This window comes from Sphingomonas sp. So64.6b, assembly GCF_014171475.1.
Lineage (GTDB): Bacteria > Pseudomonadota > Alphaproteobacteria > Sphingomonadales > Sphingomonadaceae > Sphingomonas > Sphingomonas alpina_A.
Window position 1 is genome coordinate 2,663,913 of record NZ_CP048817.1, and the last position, 15,036, is coordinate 2,678,948.

The window sequence follows — 15,036 nt, forward strand, 5'->3', positions numbered from 1 at the left end:
CCCAGATTATAAAGGCTGCCGGACGTAGCGGTGGGGAATAAATGGCATTGCGGTCACGGTCGCTTGATGGACCTTGCCGCGCTGCACGAGTTGAATGACGGTGCCTGGTGTCGCCATGGCGGTTGGAACATACGCCATTGCAATCGGTGCCCCGACGCTTGGTGCGAAACCGCCGCTGGTGACGCGACCGACATCGGAGCCATCGGCATCGACCACCACCGCGCCTTCGCGCACCGGCTGGCGGCCTTCGATCATCAAACCGACGCGCTTCTGGATCGCGCCTTGTTCGCGTTCCATCAGGATGCGCTCGGCACCCGGGAAGCCACCTTCCTCGCGGCGGCGCTTGGAGATCGCAAAGCCGAGATCGGCGGCGATCGGCGTCGTCTCGGGATCGAGGTCATGGCCGTAAAGCGGCAAGCCGGCCTCAAGCCGCAGCGAATCGCGTGCGCCGAGGCCGATCGGCTTGACCTCGGCGTGCGCGCACAGCGCATCGGCGAATGCGACCGCGGACTCGCCTGGCAGTGAAATCTCGAACCCGTCCTCGCCGGTATAACCCGAGCGGCTGATCCCGAGCGGCACGCCGTTCCATTCGAACGGTGCGGCCTGCATGAAGACCAGCGCCTCGACCCCTGGCACCAGCCGCGCCAGCACATCGACCGCCTTGGGGCCCTGCAGCGCGAGCAGCGCGGCGTCCTCGTTATAATTGATCGTGATATCGTCGGGCAGATGATCGAGCAGATGCGCGATATCGTCCTGCTTCACCGCGCCATTGACGACGAGATAGAGGTGATCCCCGGCATTGGTGATCATCAGGTCGTCGAGAATGCCGCCATTGTCGGAGAGCAGCAGCGAATAGCGCATCCGCCCCGGCGCAAGCGCGGAGATGTCGCCCGGCACGAGCGCCTCGAGCGCCTTGGCGACATTGTCGCCGATCAGCTGCAGCTGCCCCATATGGGATACGTCGAACAGGCCCGCGCTTTCACGCACCCAGAGATGTTCGGCCATGATGCCTTCATACTGGACCGGCATATGGTAACCGGCGAACTCGACCATCCGGCCATCGTGCGCGCGGTGCCACGCGTCGAGCGGCAGCGTCTGGATTTCGATTTCAGGGCCGTCCTGGCCCGGGCTGTCGTTATGATCGCTCAATGCCGGTCTCCGTCGAAGGTGCGACGCACGGCCGCGCAACAGCGCTGCCATTCGCCACCCCCTCTGTCACGGGACCTGAGAGCTTTGACCATATCGCCTGACGGCGGCACGGCTTACCCCTTCGGTGGGCCGGGCGAACGCCGCCAGGCCGCTTTCCAGAGTGTCGATTCGGCGCGCGCGGTCCCGTTTGCCTGAGAGATTCCGGGGCGGTTGCTCCTTCGGCGGCCTATTGAAAGGCTCTCTCCCGCGCGTGCCCATGTCGGTTGCCCGACATCGACAAGGCCGGTGTGACGCGGCGCAGCAACCGAGTCAACGTGTCTTGAACATGGCACGCATCAATTGCCAGGTGACTGACCTGGCCGGACCGCGAACATCGCCTTCAGCAGGGCGGCGAGACGATAGCCGGCTAAGGTCACTCGCTGTTCCGAGACGTGCACGACCGCCTCGGCATAGCCCGGCGCGGCTGACTGGGCGGTGGCCGCTGACGTCGCCTGCGGCACATCGGCGCGATAGGCCACCGAGGCGGCGAGCGCGCGACTCTCCGCAAGCCAGTGCTCGCTCGCATCGGGTGCCGCGACCGGATGCGACAAGGCATCGGCAAAGCGCGTGCGGGGAAAGCGCGTTTCCAAATCGCGTGCGCGGGCAAATGCCGCCGCGGCGGCACCGTCGCGGCTGACCGAATCGTCCCAGAACCAATGCAGCGACACCGGCTGGCCAGTGACCGAATCGCGCACGAACACCTTCGATCCGCCGTCATCGCCCTGCGGCCAATCGGGCGCGACGCGCTCGGCGCTGTGCAGCGGCTGATGGAGATCGGCCACGACGTGGAGGATCCAGCACAGCGCGACCGCACGGTCGGCAGCCGGCGCCCGGGGATCACGCGCGACCGAAAGGTTGAGCGCCAGCGCTGCCACGCCCGATCCTTTCGCGGCGGTTGCATTGCCTTTCCCCACCGCCCGCAGCTGATAATGCCAGGTTGGATGATCATCCGGGCCGCCGCGTACATCATCGGGCCAGCGCGCCATTTCCAGAAACAAGCGCCGGTCGCGCTCCGCACCTTCGGCCCGGTCGATCGCCACCTGAAACGGGCCGGGATCGGGGTGAGCGGCGAGCAGCCGCAACATTTCCGCGACCGCCGCCGGGTCGTCGCGCATCAGCTCGTCATAGGCGATGGCGGCAGCGACCATATGCCCCGGCCGCGACCAGGCGCTGGCGGGCGCCGGCGCAACGATGGCAGCGACGATCAGCAACGCGAGTGGCGGTTTCATCTCGAATCCTCTCAGAAGTTCAGCGTCGCGCGGGCGAAAAATTCACGGCCATTGGTGCCGATCGCGCCGGCCTCAGGGTAGAGCAGGCCCCCGCCCTGGGTCAGCGCTCGCTCGATAGTTTTGTCGGGATAGGCATTGGTCAGGTTGAGGATGCCGATGCCGAAGCGAAGGCGATCGGCGACTTTGAGTTCGGCGGTGATGTCGATCGATGTCACCGCGCCATAGGTCTGCGGCGTCAGCACCGAGGTGGTGGTGAACGCGCCGAACCGCACCACATCGGCACCGAGGCTGAAATCGCCCGCGTCGATCCGCGCGGCGAAGGTCAGCTTCTCCTCGGGCTGCGCTACGGTGAGCAATTGCAATGCGGGACCACCGAGCAGCGGCAGCGAAGGGATCACGCGATTGACCGCCAATCGGTTCACCCTGGTTTCAACATGGGTGTAGCTGGCGGTGAGATTAGCGCGAATGTCGCCAAAGCGCCGCGTCCAGTCGGCGGTGATCTCATACCCTTTCGTGGTGGTGTCGAGCGCATTGGTGAAGAAGCGCGCCTGCGACGCATTGGTGATGCCCGCCGCTTGCAGGATCGCCGTGACCGCCGTGCCACTGAGCGTCTCGCTCAGCGCGATGCGATCGTCGATCTCGATATGGAAGACGTCGGCCGACAGGACGAAGCCCTTGAAGGGCTTGAGCACCAGTCCGCCGCTCAGGTTGCGCGACCGTTCTTCGCGCAGTGGCGCCGCACCCAATGCGACCGCCACAGGGTCGGACACCGCGAACGTGCCGATATTGACCAGCACGCCGCCGCTCGACTGGCTGGTGACGGTGCTGAAAAATTGCTGCTGCAGCGATGGCGCGCGAAACCCGGTCGACGCGGTGGCGCGGAACGCGATCACCTCAGCCGGCTTGTAGAAGAAGCTCAGCTTGCCGGTCGTCGCGTTGCCAAAGTCACTATAGCGTTCGTGGCGCACCGCGGCACCCAGGTTCAGGCCCTGGATCGGGCTCAGCTCGGCATCGGCGTAAAAGCTCCAGGCGTGGCGGCTCTCATCGACCGGGATCGGCGGATTGTAACCGGGAAAGCCCTGAGCTCCCGCACCGACATAGGATCCCGGCTCGCCCCGGCGCAGCTTGAACGTCTCGTAGCGGTGCTCCGCACCCGCCGCTAGGTTGAGTCCGGCGGCAAAATCGATCTTCCGGCTGATGTCCAGATTGGCCACGTTCTGGAAATAGCGCGCGCCGCCGCCGGCAAAGCCGCGCGGACTGGCAGCGCCGAGAGAAGTATTGACCGTGCCGAACACCCCGAACGTGGCGTCGCTCAGGCCGGCCGTGTCGCTGAGATCGAAGCGCCACGCGCCCAGGTCGCCCGAGACGCCGACCGAACCACCCGCATCGTCAAGGTTCACGCGGATGTGCGGCACGAACCCCTGCGGGTAAAAGGCCGGAGCGATCGCCGGCGCGCGATATTGTGCCGGGCTGGTCGAGCGGCGATGATCGTAAATGCCCTGCGCGTAGAGTTCGACCGCACCTATCGGCAGGCGGAAACTGCCGGCCAGGTTCAGGTCGAGCGATTTCGGATCACCCTGCTCGCTGGTGATGCGGCCGAAACGGCTGTCGACGCCCGCGCGGTTGGTTGCGCCACGGTCACGCAGTTCCGCGGTGAGGTTGAGTGACCCGCCTTCGCCGATCGTGAAGCCATGGTTAAGCGCGGCGACCAGGGTTCGGCCATCGCCCTGCTCGGTGATGCCGGATTGAACACTGGCGAAACCGCCCTTGGCGGACGAGCGCAGCGTGATGTTGATCACACCGGCAATCGCGTCCGACCCATATTGCGCGGCGGCGCCATCGCGCAGGATCTCGATCCGCTCGATCGCCGATACCGGAATCGCGCCAAGGTCGACCGGTACCGATCCGCGCCCGACGACATTGTTGAAATTGAGCACCGACGACAAATGCCATCGTTTGCCGTTGACCAGCACCAGCACCTGATCGGGTGCCAGCCCGCGGAGCGTCGCAGCGCGGGTATTGGCGCCGGACGGGCCAGTCGCGGTCCGCGGATAGTTGAACGACGGCGCCAGATATTGGAGCGTGCGATTGAGATCGGTCAGACCGCGCGCCTGAAGGGCCTCGCTGTCGAACACGTCGATCGGCGACGGCGATTCGTCCGCCAGCCGGCCCGGCGCGCGGCTGCCGACGATGAGAATGTCCGCCCCTTCCGTTTCCTGGGCAAAAGCCGGTGTCGCCACCGATGCGGTGAGCATAATAATGGCGAGTGTTGAACGCATGATCGATCCCCCGAATTTACGGGCGGTCCATAAGCGCGGGGGGATCGGCACCGGTATCGCGCAAAACCGCACACCGCGTTGCGTGGGACGCAACGGAACCGTCACGTGACAATGCTAAGCCCTCTTCATGCTGCGCCAGATGCCCCCATTGGAAGCCGTTGAGGCCTTCCTCGCCGCAGCCCGGTCGCGCAGCTTCCGCACCGCCGCCGCGTCGCTCGCGCTCAGCCCCTCGGCATTTTCGCGGCGCATCCAGCTGCTCGAGCGCTTCGCCGGCCGACAGCTGTTCCAGCGCTCCGGTGCGGCGACGTTCCTCAGTACGGACGGAGAACGGTATTTGGCGGACGTCGGTCCTGCGATCGAGGCGATCCTGCAGGCGACGAACTCGCTCCGCCAGCTCGATGGCGATCGCGCGATTCGCATGGCCACCTCGCACTCAATGGCGGCGGAATGGCTGATGCCGCGGCTTCCGAAGCTCTTGTCGGAAACCGGCATCGAACTCGAACTGACTGTATCGCGAGACCCGGAACGCCTGCGTTCGCAGGTGGTGGACGTGGCGCTTTGGGGCGGCCCGACCCCCGATAAAACGCCCCTTATCGATGTCATCGCGGATCTGGATGCGGTGCCCGTCGTGGCGCCACGGCTGTTCGACGAAGGTTCGCCGCCCCGTACCCTCGCCGATCTTGCCGGGCAGCCATTGATCGAAGTTCGGTCGAACGCCGGGCTCTGGCGACATTGGCTGCGCAAGGCCGGCTATCACGGCCCGGCGCCAGCGGTTGCGGCGCGGTACGATACCAACCAACTCAAGAATGAAGCGGCAGCGTCAGGCCTCGGCGTTGCGCTAGCCACCCCAATGGTGGCGGAGCGCTTTTTGACTGATCGACGACTGGTCGCCTTCACCCATATGCGGCGGCCCACCGACCACTCTTATTGCCTGCACTATGCCAGCAGCGACGTACGCGCGCGCATCGGCGTCCGGACCCTGCTGGACTGGCTCAAAACCGAAGCGCGAGCTTCACTCAGGCGATACGACCGCTGGTACGAAGCAGAGAAATGCTCCTGAGCGGTCGTCGCTGAAACGTGATTTAGCGCGTGGCGTTATATTTCAGCTGATCATCGGTCAGCTGGAAACCGACCAGTGCCTCGAACGTCGCACGTTGCACCGCCTGACGAATCTCCGGGGCGGTCAGCGGGTCGACCGCGGCATCGCTGTCGCCGGCCTTGCGCTTCTGGGTCAGCTTCTGCTTCACGTCATCGGGCAGCGTCGCGGCACTGCGAGCGATGATCGTGCTCGCCTGGCCGCTGGCCGAGGCGCGGGTCTGGCCGGCATCGAAATGCACGTTGACGCGCCCGATCCGCTTGGCGACCACTGCGCTGCCGCCGCGCACGACGGTGATGAAATAGGGCAAGACGACGTCGCGCGCGGCATCGGCGCGGACGCGGCTGGCGCGAATCTCGAAGGTCACGTTGGTGACGATGTCATTGGTCGCATCGGCGCAGGTCGACCGCACATTGGTCATCGACGCGGTCACGTCGATCGCCGACGCGTCGCGGCTCGCCGGTGGGTCGAATATGGTGATGTCGCCGGTGGAGGCGGGAACGCCGACCGTCGGGCAGGCCGAACGGATCGCAGTAATGCCGACGCCGCTGGAAAGGTCGATCTCGCCCTTGCCGCCGCAGCCGCCGATAAACAGCATCGCAATAAGGGGAACGACGATTTTCGGAGCTGTCACGGGCATACGCACCTTATCACAAGGAAGGGGCCGTGGTGCTTGCGCACCGGCCCCGGAACTTCAATCACCATAGGAACCGGCTTTCGCGCACGCAAGCAATCGCGTAAAGCCGCGCGACATGAGCATCTCGGAAAAACCCGCCCTCCAATTGCTGATCGCGGCCCCGCGCGGATTTTGCGCTGGCGTCGACCGCGCGATCCGAATCGTCGAGCTGGCAATCGAGAAGCACGGCGCGCCGGTCTATGTCCGGCACGAGATCGTCCATAACAAATATGTCGTCGATGCATTGAAGGCCAAAGGCGCGGTGTTCGTCGAGGAACTCGACGCCGTGCCCCAAGGCGTGCCGGTGGTGTTCTCCGCGCACGGCGTGCCCAAATCGGTCCCGGCCGCGGCGCAGGATCGCGGCCTGACCTATCTCGACGCGACCTGCCCATTGGTATCGAAGGTTCATCGTCAGGCCGAGCGCCTCGTCGCGGCCGGGCGGCATATCGTGTTTATCGGCCATCTCGGCCATCCCGAGGTGATCGGCACCTTCGGCCAGGTGCCGGAAGGCGCGATGACCCTGATCGAGGATGTCGCCGATGCGGAGGCGTTCACACCCGCCGACCCGACCAACATCGCCTTCCTGACCCAAACCACCTTGTCGGTCGACGACACCGCCGATGTCGTAGCGACCTTGCAGCGCCGCTTTCCAGCAATCCAGGCGCCCCGCCCCGACGATATCTGCTACGCCACGTCGAACCGGCAGACAGCGGTCAAATCGATCGCCTCGATGTGCGACGCGATGCTGGTGATCGGCGCGCCCAATTCGTCGAACTCGGTCCGGCTGGTCGAGGTCGCGGTGCGTGAGGGCACACCGGCCCGGCTGATCCAGCGCGCGACCGATCTCGATTTCGATTTCCTGACGGGCGTCAGGACGCTCGGCATCACTGCTGGCGCCTCCGCGCCGGAAATACTGGTCCGCGAGCTGGTCGACCGGTTGAGCGAGCGGTTCGAGGTCAGCGAGCGCGAAGTCGAGACCAATCGCGAAACGGTGTCGTTCAAGCTGCCCCGCGGCCTCGAAGCCGCGGCCTGAACCCTTGGCCGTTTATACTCATGTGTCGGCCGAGGCGCTGGCCACGTTCCTTGCGCGCTACGACCATGGCGAACTGGTTTCGGCCAAGGGCATCGCGGAGGGCGTCGAGAACAGCAATTACATGGTCGACACGACCAGCGGTCGCTTCATCCTGACGCTTTATGAGAAACGAGTGGATCTGGGCGACTTGCCCTTTTTCTTCGCGCTGCTCGATCATCTCGCCGAACGCGGCAATCCGGTCCCGCGCGCGCTCACCGATCGCGCGGGCGTAGCCATCCAGCAACTCGAAGGCCGCCCCGCCTGCCTGATCGAATTCCTGCCCGGCGTATCGGTCTCGCATCCGAACATCGCGCAAGCCTTCGCGACCGGCGCCGCGATGGGCCATATGCACGAGTCGCTGACCGATTTCACCGGCGAACGCCCCAACAGCCTCGGCCCGGACGGCTGGACGGCGTTGCTGGCACGCTGCGGGCACGACCTCGACGCGATTGAGCCGGGCCTGTTCGACCGTGTCAGCGGCGCGCTGGAATCGGTGCTGGCGGCATGGCCAAATGACCTGCCGCGCGGCGTGATCCATGCCGATCTGTTCCCCGACAATGTCCTGATGCTCGGCGACCGGGTCGGCGGCCTGATCGACTTCTACTTCGCCTGCACCGATATCCGCGCCTGGGACCTGGCGGTGATGCACAGCGCCTGGTCGTTCGACGCGAGCGGCGCCAGTGTCGATCGCGCGGTCGGCGCGGCGCTGGTCAAAGGTTATGCCTCGCGCTTCCCCTTAAGCAATGCCGAGCGTGCGGCGCTACCTGTTCTGGCGCGCGGCGCGTGCATCCGCTTCCTGCTTACCCGTGCATGGGACTGGCTCAACACGCCCGCCGATGCGCTCGTCACGCGCAAGGATCCGCTGGCCTATCTGCGCCGCCTCAACACTTATGATCAAATGGGCGAGACCCTCTTTCGATGACCGAAATCACTGCAGAGCTCACGCGAGTCGAGATCGCCACCGATGGCGCATGCAAGGGCAATCCCGGCCCCGGCGGCTGGGGCGCGCTGATTCGCGCCGGCGGCAAGGAAAAGGAATTGTCCGGCGGCGAGAAGCTGACAACCAACAACCGGATGGAACTGACCGCCGCGATCGAAGGACTGAACGCACTGAAGCGGCCCTGCCTCGTCGCGCTGTCGACCGACAGTCGTTACGTGATGGACGGACTGACCAAATGGATCAAAGGCTGGCAACGCAATGGCTGGAAGACGGCCGACAAGAAGCCGGTCAAGAATGCCGACCTGTGGCAGGCGCTGCTCGACGCGGCCAAGCCGCATCGCATCGAATGGAAATGGGTGAAGGGCCATGCCGGCCACCCCGACAATGAACGGGCTGACCGGCTGGCAAGCGACGCGGCCGACGCCGCGCGCAAAGGCTAAAACTCAGCTATTGTCTTCGATCTCGGCGCCGGGACCGTTCTTCTGGATCGACTCGATCGCCTCTTTGGCAGACGACTTGCTTGAATAACCTTCGGTCGAAAACATCGTTTCGCTGTTATATTTGAAGCGAACGCGGAACTCGCCGGCCTTGTCCTTATAGATCTCGAACTTGTGCGCCATGGTCATCCTCCGTCGTTGGACCTGGCCAGACTAAGCCGGAAAATCCCGTTACGCCAGCGGTCTGAAACGGCCGGGCGCGTACGTCGCAGGATCGATCGCGGCGACCACCGAATCGGGTGCGCGCCCAAGCAATAGCGCGGCAGCGAGCGCGGCGGCGGCCGGTGCGGTCTGGATGCCGAAACCACCCTGCCCGGCGCACCAGAAAAAGCCGGGAAGGACGGAGTCGAAGCCGTAAACCGGCAGCCGATCGGGTGCGAAGCTGCGCAGCCCCGCCCATTTATGCTCCACCGCGACGACCGGCCAGTCGACGACATGTTCGAACCGGTCGACCGCAATCGCCACGTCGATTTCCTCCGGCGCGATATCGCCCGGCTCGACCGGCGTCTCGTCATGCGGGCTGAGCCAAAGCCGGCCCTCGCCTTCGGGTTTGAAATAGAACCGCCCGGCGATGTCGATGACCATCGGCATGCCGGCGGGAAGCGCGGCGTCGGTGCGCAATTGCACCATGGTGCGGCGATTGGGCTGCAGCCCGATTGGTGCCGCCCCGGCCAGCGCGGCGACCCGGTCCGCCCAGGCGCCGGCGGCATTGACCAGCACGGTCGCGGCAACGTCCTGTCCGCCAGCGTCGATGCGCCAGCCAGCCCCTTCGCGCACCGCGCCGCGCAACGGCGCCGACAGCTTCAGCACGGCGCCCGTACGCCGTGCTTCGACGAGATAATGGGCATGCAGCGCGGCGACGTCGATATAGGCGCTGCTCGCCTCCAGCACGCCAAGCGTCCAGTCCGGCCGGATACCGGCAATCACCGTCGACGGATCCAGCGCCGACAGTGCCACGCCCGTGCCGTCGAACTTGGTGAGGAAAGCATGAATCGCCGCGCTGTCGGCGGCGCGGCCGATATGCAGCGACCCGAGCGGCGCAAGGAACCCGCCCGCTTGCAGCGCCGGCCCCGAAGCGGTGGTCAGCGGCTGCACGCCGGGCCCACCATAGGTTTCGGACCAGAAGGCCGCCGAACGCCCGGTGGAATGATAACCCGGCTGATCCTCGGCCTCGACCAGCACCACCGACGCATGCGGTGCAACCGCGGCCGCGAGGCTCGCGCCGGCAATGCCCGCACCGACGATCGCGATATCATATCGTTCCACCGTCACCCGCCCACTGTTCCCAACCGAGTCAGGCCCGCGCGCGCGACGCGAGGAAGATGTCGATCTCACCGATCGCGCGATTGCGCACCGCGTCGGCCTCGCGCAGCACTTCATGCGCCGATTCCCTGCCGAATCGCACGACCCGGGCATCGGGCAGCCTGGCCGCGACCTGCAACGCCGCCTTGGGGTTCACCAGCTTGTCGGCTTCGGCGACGATCAGCAGCGTCGGCACGGCCATCTTTCTGAGCCGGGGATCGTCGCGCTGGCGCCGAGTCGATTCGAACGCCTGCATCACCCAGCGCCAGCTCGGCGGGCCGAGCAGCAATTCCGGTTTGGTCGTCTGCCAGAATATCTCATCGTCATAACGATCGCGATCATGCGTCAATAATGCCTGACGCGTCACCGTCGTCGCGGGGCGTTCATTGACCTTCCACGCCGCTCGCGCCGAGTTACCCACCCCGCCGAGCATCTTGGCCATTCGCTCGCCGAGCCTGGCGCCAAGCGGGCTGTGCAGGCCGAGCATCGGCGCGATCAGCACCGCCGCGTCCGGTTTCGCGACACCTTCGGTCATCGCGCGCAGCACCAGATGGCCGCCCATCGAATGCCCCATCAGCACTTTAGGACCGGCGGCATCCCGCTGCCATTCCCTCCAGAAAGCGGCAAAGTCGGCGACATAAGTGTCGAAATTTTCGATATGGCCGACATGAAGGTCGGGTGAAGTGCGGCCCGATCCGGCTTGGCCGCGCCAATCGAGCGAGGTGATCGACCAGCCCCGAGCGTGCCAGTGCGCGAAAACTTCGAGATATTTCTCGAAAATATCGCCGCGCCCGCCCTCGAACAAAATGCTGCCGCGCATGGCCGAACCCTCGGCCGGCCAGTCGAAACGGCGGAAATCCCAGCCATCCGGCCCGCGCCATCGACCGATCCGGGCGTCGGCGGGAATCGCGCGGCGATACATTTCTGGTGAATCCATCGGTGATCGTTACTTTTTGGAAAGCCATGCCGTCTAGGGAATTCCCTGATGGGTTGGGGAAATCCGATTGCTTTGATGCTCGGCGCGTTTGCGCTGATCCTCGTTCTGGCGGGGATCGAGGACGCGCGCCATCGTGAGATCGCCAATTGGAAGAACGGCGCCATCGCCCTGCTCGCGCCGTTCTGGTGGTGGGCGAACGGGCTGGCTCTATGGCCCGACATGGCGATCCAGCTTGGCCTGGCGCTCGGCGTCTTCGGGTTTTTCTGTGTCGCGTTCAACTTCGGCTGGATGGGTGGCGGCGACGTCAAGATGATCGGCGCGCTCGCCTTATGGTTCCCGTTGGTGCCGCTGGTTGGGATGCTGATGATCATGTCGTTGCTTGGCGGCGTGCTGACATTGATCATGATGATTGAGAAATATTTCCGCAAAAACAAGAACGTGCTCGAGATTCCCTATGGCGTGGCGATTGCGATCGCTGCGCTCATTTCGATCCGCGAACCGATTTTTAACCAGTTTCTGTGAGTGCTTAACGCCGGATCAACCTGATCCGCGCTCGAAAAGGTCCGAAGCGTTATGGATACCCGTAAGATCGTCCTGCTGGTAGGTGCGCTGATTGTCGCGGCCATCACCGCGTTCATGGCGCGCAGCCTGATTATGGGCAGCCCCGCGCCTCAAGCCGGTGCAGCCGCGATCGCCGCGCCAATCGACGGTCCCGAAGTGCTCGTCGCGACTCGCGCCTTGCCGGTCGGGACGATCCTTGATGCCACCGCGCTGAAATTTCAGCCCTGGCCCAAGGAGCTGGTCGAGAACGCCTATTACATCAAGGCCCAGACCGACCTGAAGTCGCTTCAGGGTACCGTCGTGCGCAACGCGATCACCGCGGGGCAGCCGATCACTCAGGGCGCGCTGGTCAAGCCCGGAGATCGCGGCTTCCTGGCAGCGGCGCTCGGCGCCGGCATGCGCGCCGTGACCATTCCGATCTCGGTCCAGACCGGTGTCGCCGGCTTCGTGTTCCCGGGCGACCGTATCGATTTGATCCTGACTCAGACCGTTCCCGGCGGCGGCGACGGCCCGCCACTCAAGGCGTCCGAGACGATCATGCGCAACCTGCGCGTGCTTGCCACCGACCAGCGCACCGACAACACCACCGGCGAAGACGGCAAGACACTGGTCAAGACCTTTTCCAACGTGACGATCGAGGCAACGCCGAAGATCGCCGAGCAGATTGCGGTCGCGCAGACGCTTGGCAATTTGTCGCTGTCGCTGCGTTCGATCGCCGACAATAATTCCGAACTCGAGCAGGCGATCGCCAGCGGGGACATCAAGGTGCCCGAAACCGACGATCCCAAGGCCGAGAAGGCAATGATGCTGAAGCTCGCGAGCCAGCCGGTCACCGGCAACACGACCTTCGCCGTCGGTGCCGACGTATCGCGCTTCCAGCGTCGCACGGTGCCAGGCAAGGCCGCGGAGATGACTATGACGCCTGGTGGGGCTCCGGCACCCACAGGGGGAAGCTATCCGGGAGCCGCCGCAGCGTCGGCAGGTCCGGTGATCCGCGTCGCACGCGGCAACGCGGTGACCGAAGTTCCGGTCGGGGGGAAGAAGTAACATGCGTATCGCGTTCACACCGATCGGCTGGCCGCTGGCCGCCGCTCTTGTCGCGGCGACCGTTGGCGGTGCCGCGGCACCCGCCCCGGCCCAGTCCTCCGCATCCTCACCCGTGCTGCAGGTCAACACTGGCCGCGGTCGTCTGATTACGCTGGCCCGGCCGATGAGCGATGTCTTCGTCGCCAGCGACTCGATCGCCGATGTGCAGATCCGCTCGGCCACGCAAATCTATGTGTTCGGCAAGGCTCAGGGCGAAACGACCATCTCCGCCACCAACAAGGCGGGCGCGGTGATCTATTCCGCCACGGTCCGGGTCGGCAATAATTTCGACTCGATTCAGCAGATGCTGAACCTGGCGATGCCCGAGGCGCATATCGTCGCGACGCCGATGAACGGCCTGATCCTGCTGACCGGCATCGTCGCCGCTCCGGCTGATAGCGCCGAAGCGGAACGGCTCGTCCAGGCCTTTGTCGGTGATTCCACAAAAGTGCTGAGCCGCCTCAGGACCGCGACGCCGCTGCAGGTCAACCTTCAGGTCAAGTTCGCTGAGGTCAGCCGCAGCTTCGTCAAGAATATCGGCGTGCGCCTGCGTACCAACAATTGTGTGCCATCCTGCACGGGAACAGGTTTTCTGGGCAGCGCCGGCAACCCGGGGACGATAACGATCGATCCCGCCACCGGCTTGAAGAAGTTCACATTGCAGGAGGGCGCGGAGCGCTCAACAATGGGGTTGTTCGGTCGTGCGCTCGGCACCGACTTTCTGGCCGCGCTCGACCTCGGCGAAACGATCGGCCAGGTTTCAACGCTGGCGAACCCGAATCTGACCGCGCTGTCAGGCGAAACCGGTACCTTCCTGGCGGGTGGCGAAATCCCCATCCCGATCAGTCAGGGTCTTGGCGCTGTGTCGGTCGAATACAAGCAATATGGCATCAGCCTTTCCTATACACCGACGGTGCTGTCCGATGGCCGCATCTCACTGCGCGTCAGGCCGGAAGTGTCGCAGCTGTCGGCGCAGGGATCCGTGCAGATGGCCGGCACGACGATTCCCGCCTTGACCACCAGGCGCGCCGAGACGACGGTCGAACTTGGTTCGGGTCAGAGCTTCATGATCGCCGGCCTGTTGCAGAACGACCATCAGAATACGATCGAGAAGACACCCGGGATTGGCGACGTGCCGATACTCGGCGCGCTGTTTCGCTCGAATGGCTTCAAACGTAACGAAACCGAATTGGTGATCGTCATCACCCCGTATCTGGTCAAGCCGGTCAATGCGAACGACATCGTGCTACCGACCGACGGTTATAAGGCACCGACCGATCTCGGTCGGGTTTTCCTTGGAGAACTTGGCGGTGGCGTCACCGGCGGCGACCGCCCCAAGCCGAGCATGGCGCCGCCAGCGACCGCCGTCCCCGCATTTGGTGCATCCGCGCCAGTCTTTCCGGCCCCCAAGGCCGAAGAACGCCGCGAGGAAAAGGCGCCTCCACCGGCGAAACCCAAAAAGGGCGCGGTCGCCGCTCCCGGTTTCAGCATCAATTGACCCTGCGACACAGTGACGGGCCCAAAAGGGATAGAACCATGTTGAAGCGTAGCATCCTGATCGCCACGACCCTAGCCCCCGCTCTGGCGCTGGGGGCGTGCAGTACCGGCACGAAGAATCGCGGCCTGGAATCGGTGCATCAGCCGGTCGTCAGCCGCACCGATTTCGTGTTCGACGTGAACACCAGCGGCAACAATCTTGCCCCGGGCGAAGCGCAGCGGCTCGCTGGATGGATGCAGTCGTTGCGGCTTGGTTATGGCGACCGCGTCGCAATCGATGATCCCAACCCTTATGGCAACGGAATCCGCGACGACGTGCAGTCGCAAATTGGCCGCTATGGCCTGCTCCTGTCCGACGAGGCCCCGATCACCGGCGCCCCCGTGCAACCCGGCATGGTCCGCGTGGTGGTCAGCCGGATGAAGGCGGTCGTCCCCGGATGTCCGGACTTCAGCCGCGTCAGCCAGCCCGAATTCGAAAGCAACACTTCGTCCAACCAGGGCTGCGGCATCAATTCGAACCTTGCCGCGATGACCGCCAACCCGGGTGATCTGGTACGAGGGCAGCCCGGTTCTGGTGTCACCGATCCGGCACAATCAACCAAGGCGATCGAAGTATATCGCAAGGCACCGGCAAGTGCCGGCGCCAGTGCGGGCACCAGCGGCGGGAAGAATTAAG

General features: G+C 64.8%; 15 protein-coding genes and 1 riboswitch. Of the genes, 8 read left to right on the forward strand and 7 right to left on the reverse strand.

Annotated features, from left to right (window positions below; all coding sequences use genetic code 11):
* Positions 1 to 6 precede the first annotated feature (6 nt).
* The 3 genes from gcvT to G4G27_RS12750 form a co-directional block, all read right to left on the reverse strand.
* Positions 7 to 1,149, reverse strand: a complete 1,143-nt coding sequence (gene gcvT / locus G4G27_RS12740; protein WP_244624318.1) for a glycine cleavage system aminomethyltransferase GcvT — start codon at positions 1,147 to 1,149, stop codon at positions 7 to 9.
* Positions 1,150 to 1,317: 168 nt separating this feature from the next.
* A riboswitch (glycine riboswitch) is annotated at positions 1,318 to 1,406 on the reverse strand.
* A gap of 78 nt (positions 1,407 to 1,484) precedes the next feature.
* Entirely contained in the window at positions 1,485 to 2,417 is a 933-nt protein-coding gene (locus tag G4G27_RS12745; protein WP_183109005.1) for a S1/P1 nuclease, read from the reverse strand.
* Positions 2,418 to 2,428: 11 nt separating this feature from the next.
* Positions 2,429 to 4,696: a TonB-dependent receptor gene (locus G4G27_RS12750; protein ID WP_183109006.1), complete on the reverse strand. Its 2,268-nt coding sequence runs from the start codon at positions 4,694 to 4,696 to the stop codon at positions 2,429 to 2,431.
* Positions 4,697 to 4,823: 127 nt separating this feature from the next.
* On the opposite strand from G4G27_RS12750, the gene G4G27_RS12755 reads away from it, so the two are divergent.
* Positions 4,824 to 5,756 (forward strand): LysR substrate-binding domain-containing protein, encoded by a 933-nt coding sequence (locus G4G27_RS12755; RefSeq protein WP_183109007.1) that lies wholly within the window; start codon positions 4,824 to 4,826, stop codon positions 5,754 to 5,756.
* 22 nt (positions 5,757 to 5,778) lie between these two features.
* Here the strand turns inward: G4G27_RS12755 and G4G27_RS12760 are convergent, their stop codons facing one another.
* Complete coding sequence (locus tag G4G27_RS12760) at positions 5,779 to 6,432, reverse strand: hypothetical protein (RefSeq protein WP_183109008.1); 654 nt, start codon at positions 6,430 to 6,432, stop codon at positions 5,779 to 5,781.
* A gap of 112 nt (positions 6,433 to 6,544) precedes the next feature.
* Here G4G27_RS12760 and ispH point away from each other — a divergent pair, with 112 nt between their 5' ends.
* Genes ispH through rnhA form a run of 3 tightly spaced genes read left to right on the forward strand, consistent with a single transcriptional unit; the run spans position 6,545 to position 8,920 of the window.
* Positions 6,545 to 7,501 carry a 4-hydroxy-3-methylbut-2-enyl diphosphate reductase gene (gene ispH / locus G4G27_RS12765; protein ID WP_183109009.1) on the forward strand — a complete coding sequence of 319 codons (957 nt, stop codon included), beginning with the start codon at positions 6,545 to 6,547 and terminating at the stop codon, positions 7,499 to 7,501.
* 4 nt (positions 7,502 to 7,505) lie between these two features.
* Positions 7,506 to 8,462 (forward strand): homoserine kinase, encoded by a 957-nt coding sequence (thrB, locus tag G4G27_RS12770; RefSeq protein ID WP_183109010.1) that lies wholly within the window; start codon positions 7,506 to 7,508, stop codon positions 8,460 to 8,462.
* Positions 8,459 to 8,920, forward strand: coding sequence for a ribonuclease HI (rnhA, locus tag G4G27_RS12775; protein WP_183109011.1), 462 nt, complete (start codon positions 8,459 to 8,461; stop codon positions 8,918 to 8,920). Before thrB ends, rnhA begins: the two co-directional genes overlap by 4 nt.
* A gap of 3 nt (positions 8,921 to 8,923) precedes the next feature.
* Here the strand turns inward: rnhA and G4G27_RS12780 are convergent, their stop codons facing one another.
* The 3 genes from G4G27_RS12780 to G4G27_RS12790 are packed head-to-tail and all read right to left on the reverse strand — an operon-like array spanning position 8,924 to position 11,216.
* Complete coding sequence (locus G4G27_RS12780; protein WP_183109012.1) at positions 8,924 to 9,100, reverse strand: DUF1508 domain-containing protein; 177 nt, start codon at positions 9,098 to 9,100, stop codon at positions 8,924 to 8,926.
* Positions 9,101 to 9,148: 48 nt separating this feature from the next.
* Complete coding sequence (locus G4G27_RS12785; RefSeq protein ID WP_244624319.1) at positions 9,149 to 10,243, reverse strand: FAD-dependent oxidoreductase; 1,095 nt, start codon at positions 10,241 to 10,243, stop codon at positions 9,149 to 9,151.
* A gap of 28 nt (positions 10,244 to 10,271) precedes the next feature.
* Positions 10,272 to 11,216, reverse strand: coding sequence for an alpha/beta hydrolase (locus G4G27_RS12790; protein ID WP_183109014.1), 945 nt, complete (start codon positions 11,214 to 11,216; stop codon positions 10,272 to 10,274).
* Positions 11,217 to 11,264: 48 nt separating this feature from the next.
* On the opposite strand from G4G27_RS12790, the gene G4G27_RS12795 reads away from it, so the two are divergent.
* The 4 genes from G4G27_RS12795 to G4G27_RS12810 are packed head-to-tail and all read left to right on the forward strand — an operon-like array spanning position 11,265 to position 15,035.
* The gene (locus G4G27_RS12795) at positions 11,265 to 11,738 is read left to right on the forward strand and encodes a prepilin peptidase (RefSeq protein WP_183109015.1); all 474 of its coding nucleotides are present in this window, start codon (positions 11,265 to 11,267) and stop codon (positions 11,736 to 11,738) included.
* Positions 11,739 to 11,789: 51 nt separating this feature from the next.
* Complete coding sequence (cpaB, locus tag G4G27_RS12800) at positions 11,790 to 12,824, forward strand: Flp pilus assembly protein CpaB (RefSeq protein ID WP_183109016.1); 1,035 nt, start codon at positions 11,790 to 11,792, stop codon at positions 12,822 to 12,824.
* A 1-nt stretch (position 12,825) separates the two neighbouring features.
* Positions 12,826 to 14,361, forward strand: coding sequence for a type II and III secretion system protein family protein (locus G4G27_RS12805; protein ID WP_183109017.1), 1,536 nt, complete (start codon positions 12,826 to 12,828; stop codon positions 14,359 to 14,361).
* 38 nt (positions 14,362 to 14,399) lie between these two features.
* The gene (locus G4G27_RS12810) at positions 14,400 to 15,035 is read left to right on the forward strand and encodes a CpaD family pilus assembly protein (RefSeq protein WP_183109018.1); all 636 of its coding nucleotides are present in this window, start codon (positions 14,400 to 14,402) and stop codon (positions 15,033 to 15,035) included.
* Position 15,036 lies beyond the last annotated feature (1 nt).

What these genes read in the sequence shown, in the direction of transcription:
- G4G27_RS12745 (WP_183109005.1), bottom strand. Translation starts at nt 2,417, where the DNA reads ATGAAACCGCCACTCGCGTTGCTGATCGTCGCTGCCATCGTTGCGCCG.
- G4G27_RS12750 (WP_183109006.1), bottom strand. Translation starts at nt 4,696, where the DNA reads ATGCGTTCAACACTCGCCATTATTATGCTCACCGCATCGGTGGCGACA.
- G4G27_RS12755 (WP_183109007.1), top strand. Translation starts at nt 4,824, where the DNA reads ATGCTGCGCCAGATGCCCCCATTGGAAGCCGTTGAGGCCTTCCTCGCC.
- G4G27_RS12760 (WP_183109008.1), bottom strand. Translation starts at nt 6,432, where the DNA reads ATGCCCGTGACAGCTCCGAAAATCGTCGTTCCCCTTATTGCGATGCTG.
- ispH (WP_183109009.1), top strand. Translation starts at nt 6,545, where the DNA reads ATGAGCATCTCGGAAAAACCCGCCCTCCAATTGCTGATCGCGGCCCCG.
- rnhA (WP_183109011.1), top strand. Translation starts at nt 8,459, where the DNA reads ATGACCGAAATCACTGCAGAGCTCACGCGAGTCGAGATCGCCACCGAT.
- G4G27_RS12780 (WP_183109012.1), bottom strand. Translation starts at nt 9,100, where the DNA reads ATGGCGCACAAGTTCGAGATCTATAAGGACAAGGCCGGCGAGTTCCGC.
- G4G27_RS12790 (WP_183109014.1), bottom strand. Translation starts at nt 11,216, where the DNA reads ATGGATTCACCAGAAATGTATCGCCGCGCGATTCCCGCCGACGCCCGG.
- G4G27_RS12795 (WP_183109015.1), top strand. Translation starts at nt 11,265, where the DNA reads ATGGGTTGGGGAAATCCGATTGCTTTGATGCTCGGCGCGTTTGCGCTG.
- cpaB (WP_183109016.1), top strand. Translation starts at nt 11,790, where the DNA reads ATGGATACCCGTAAGATCGTCCTGCTGGTAGGTGCGCTGATTGTCGCG.
- G4G27_RS12805 (WP_183109017.1), top strand. Translation starts at nt 12,826, where the DNA reads ATGCGTATCGCGTTCACACCGATCGGCTGGCCGCTGGCCGCCGCTCTT.
- G4G27_RS12810 (WP_183109018.1), top strand. Translation starts at nt 14,400, where the DNA reads ATGTTGAAGCGTAGCATCCTGATCGCCACGACCCTAGCCCCCGCTCTG.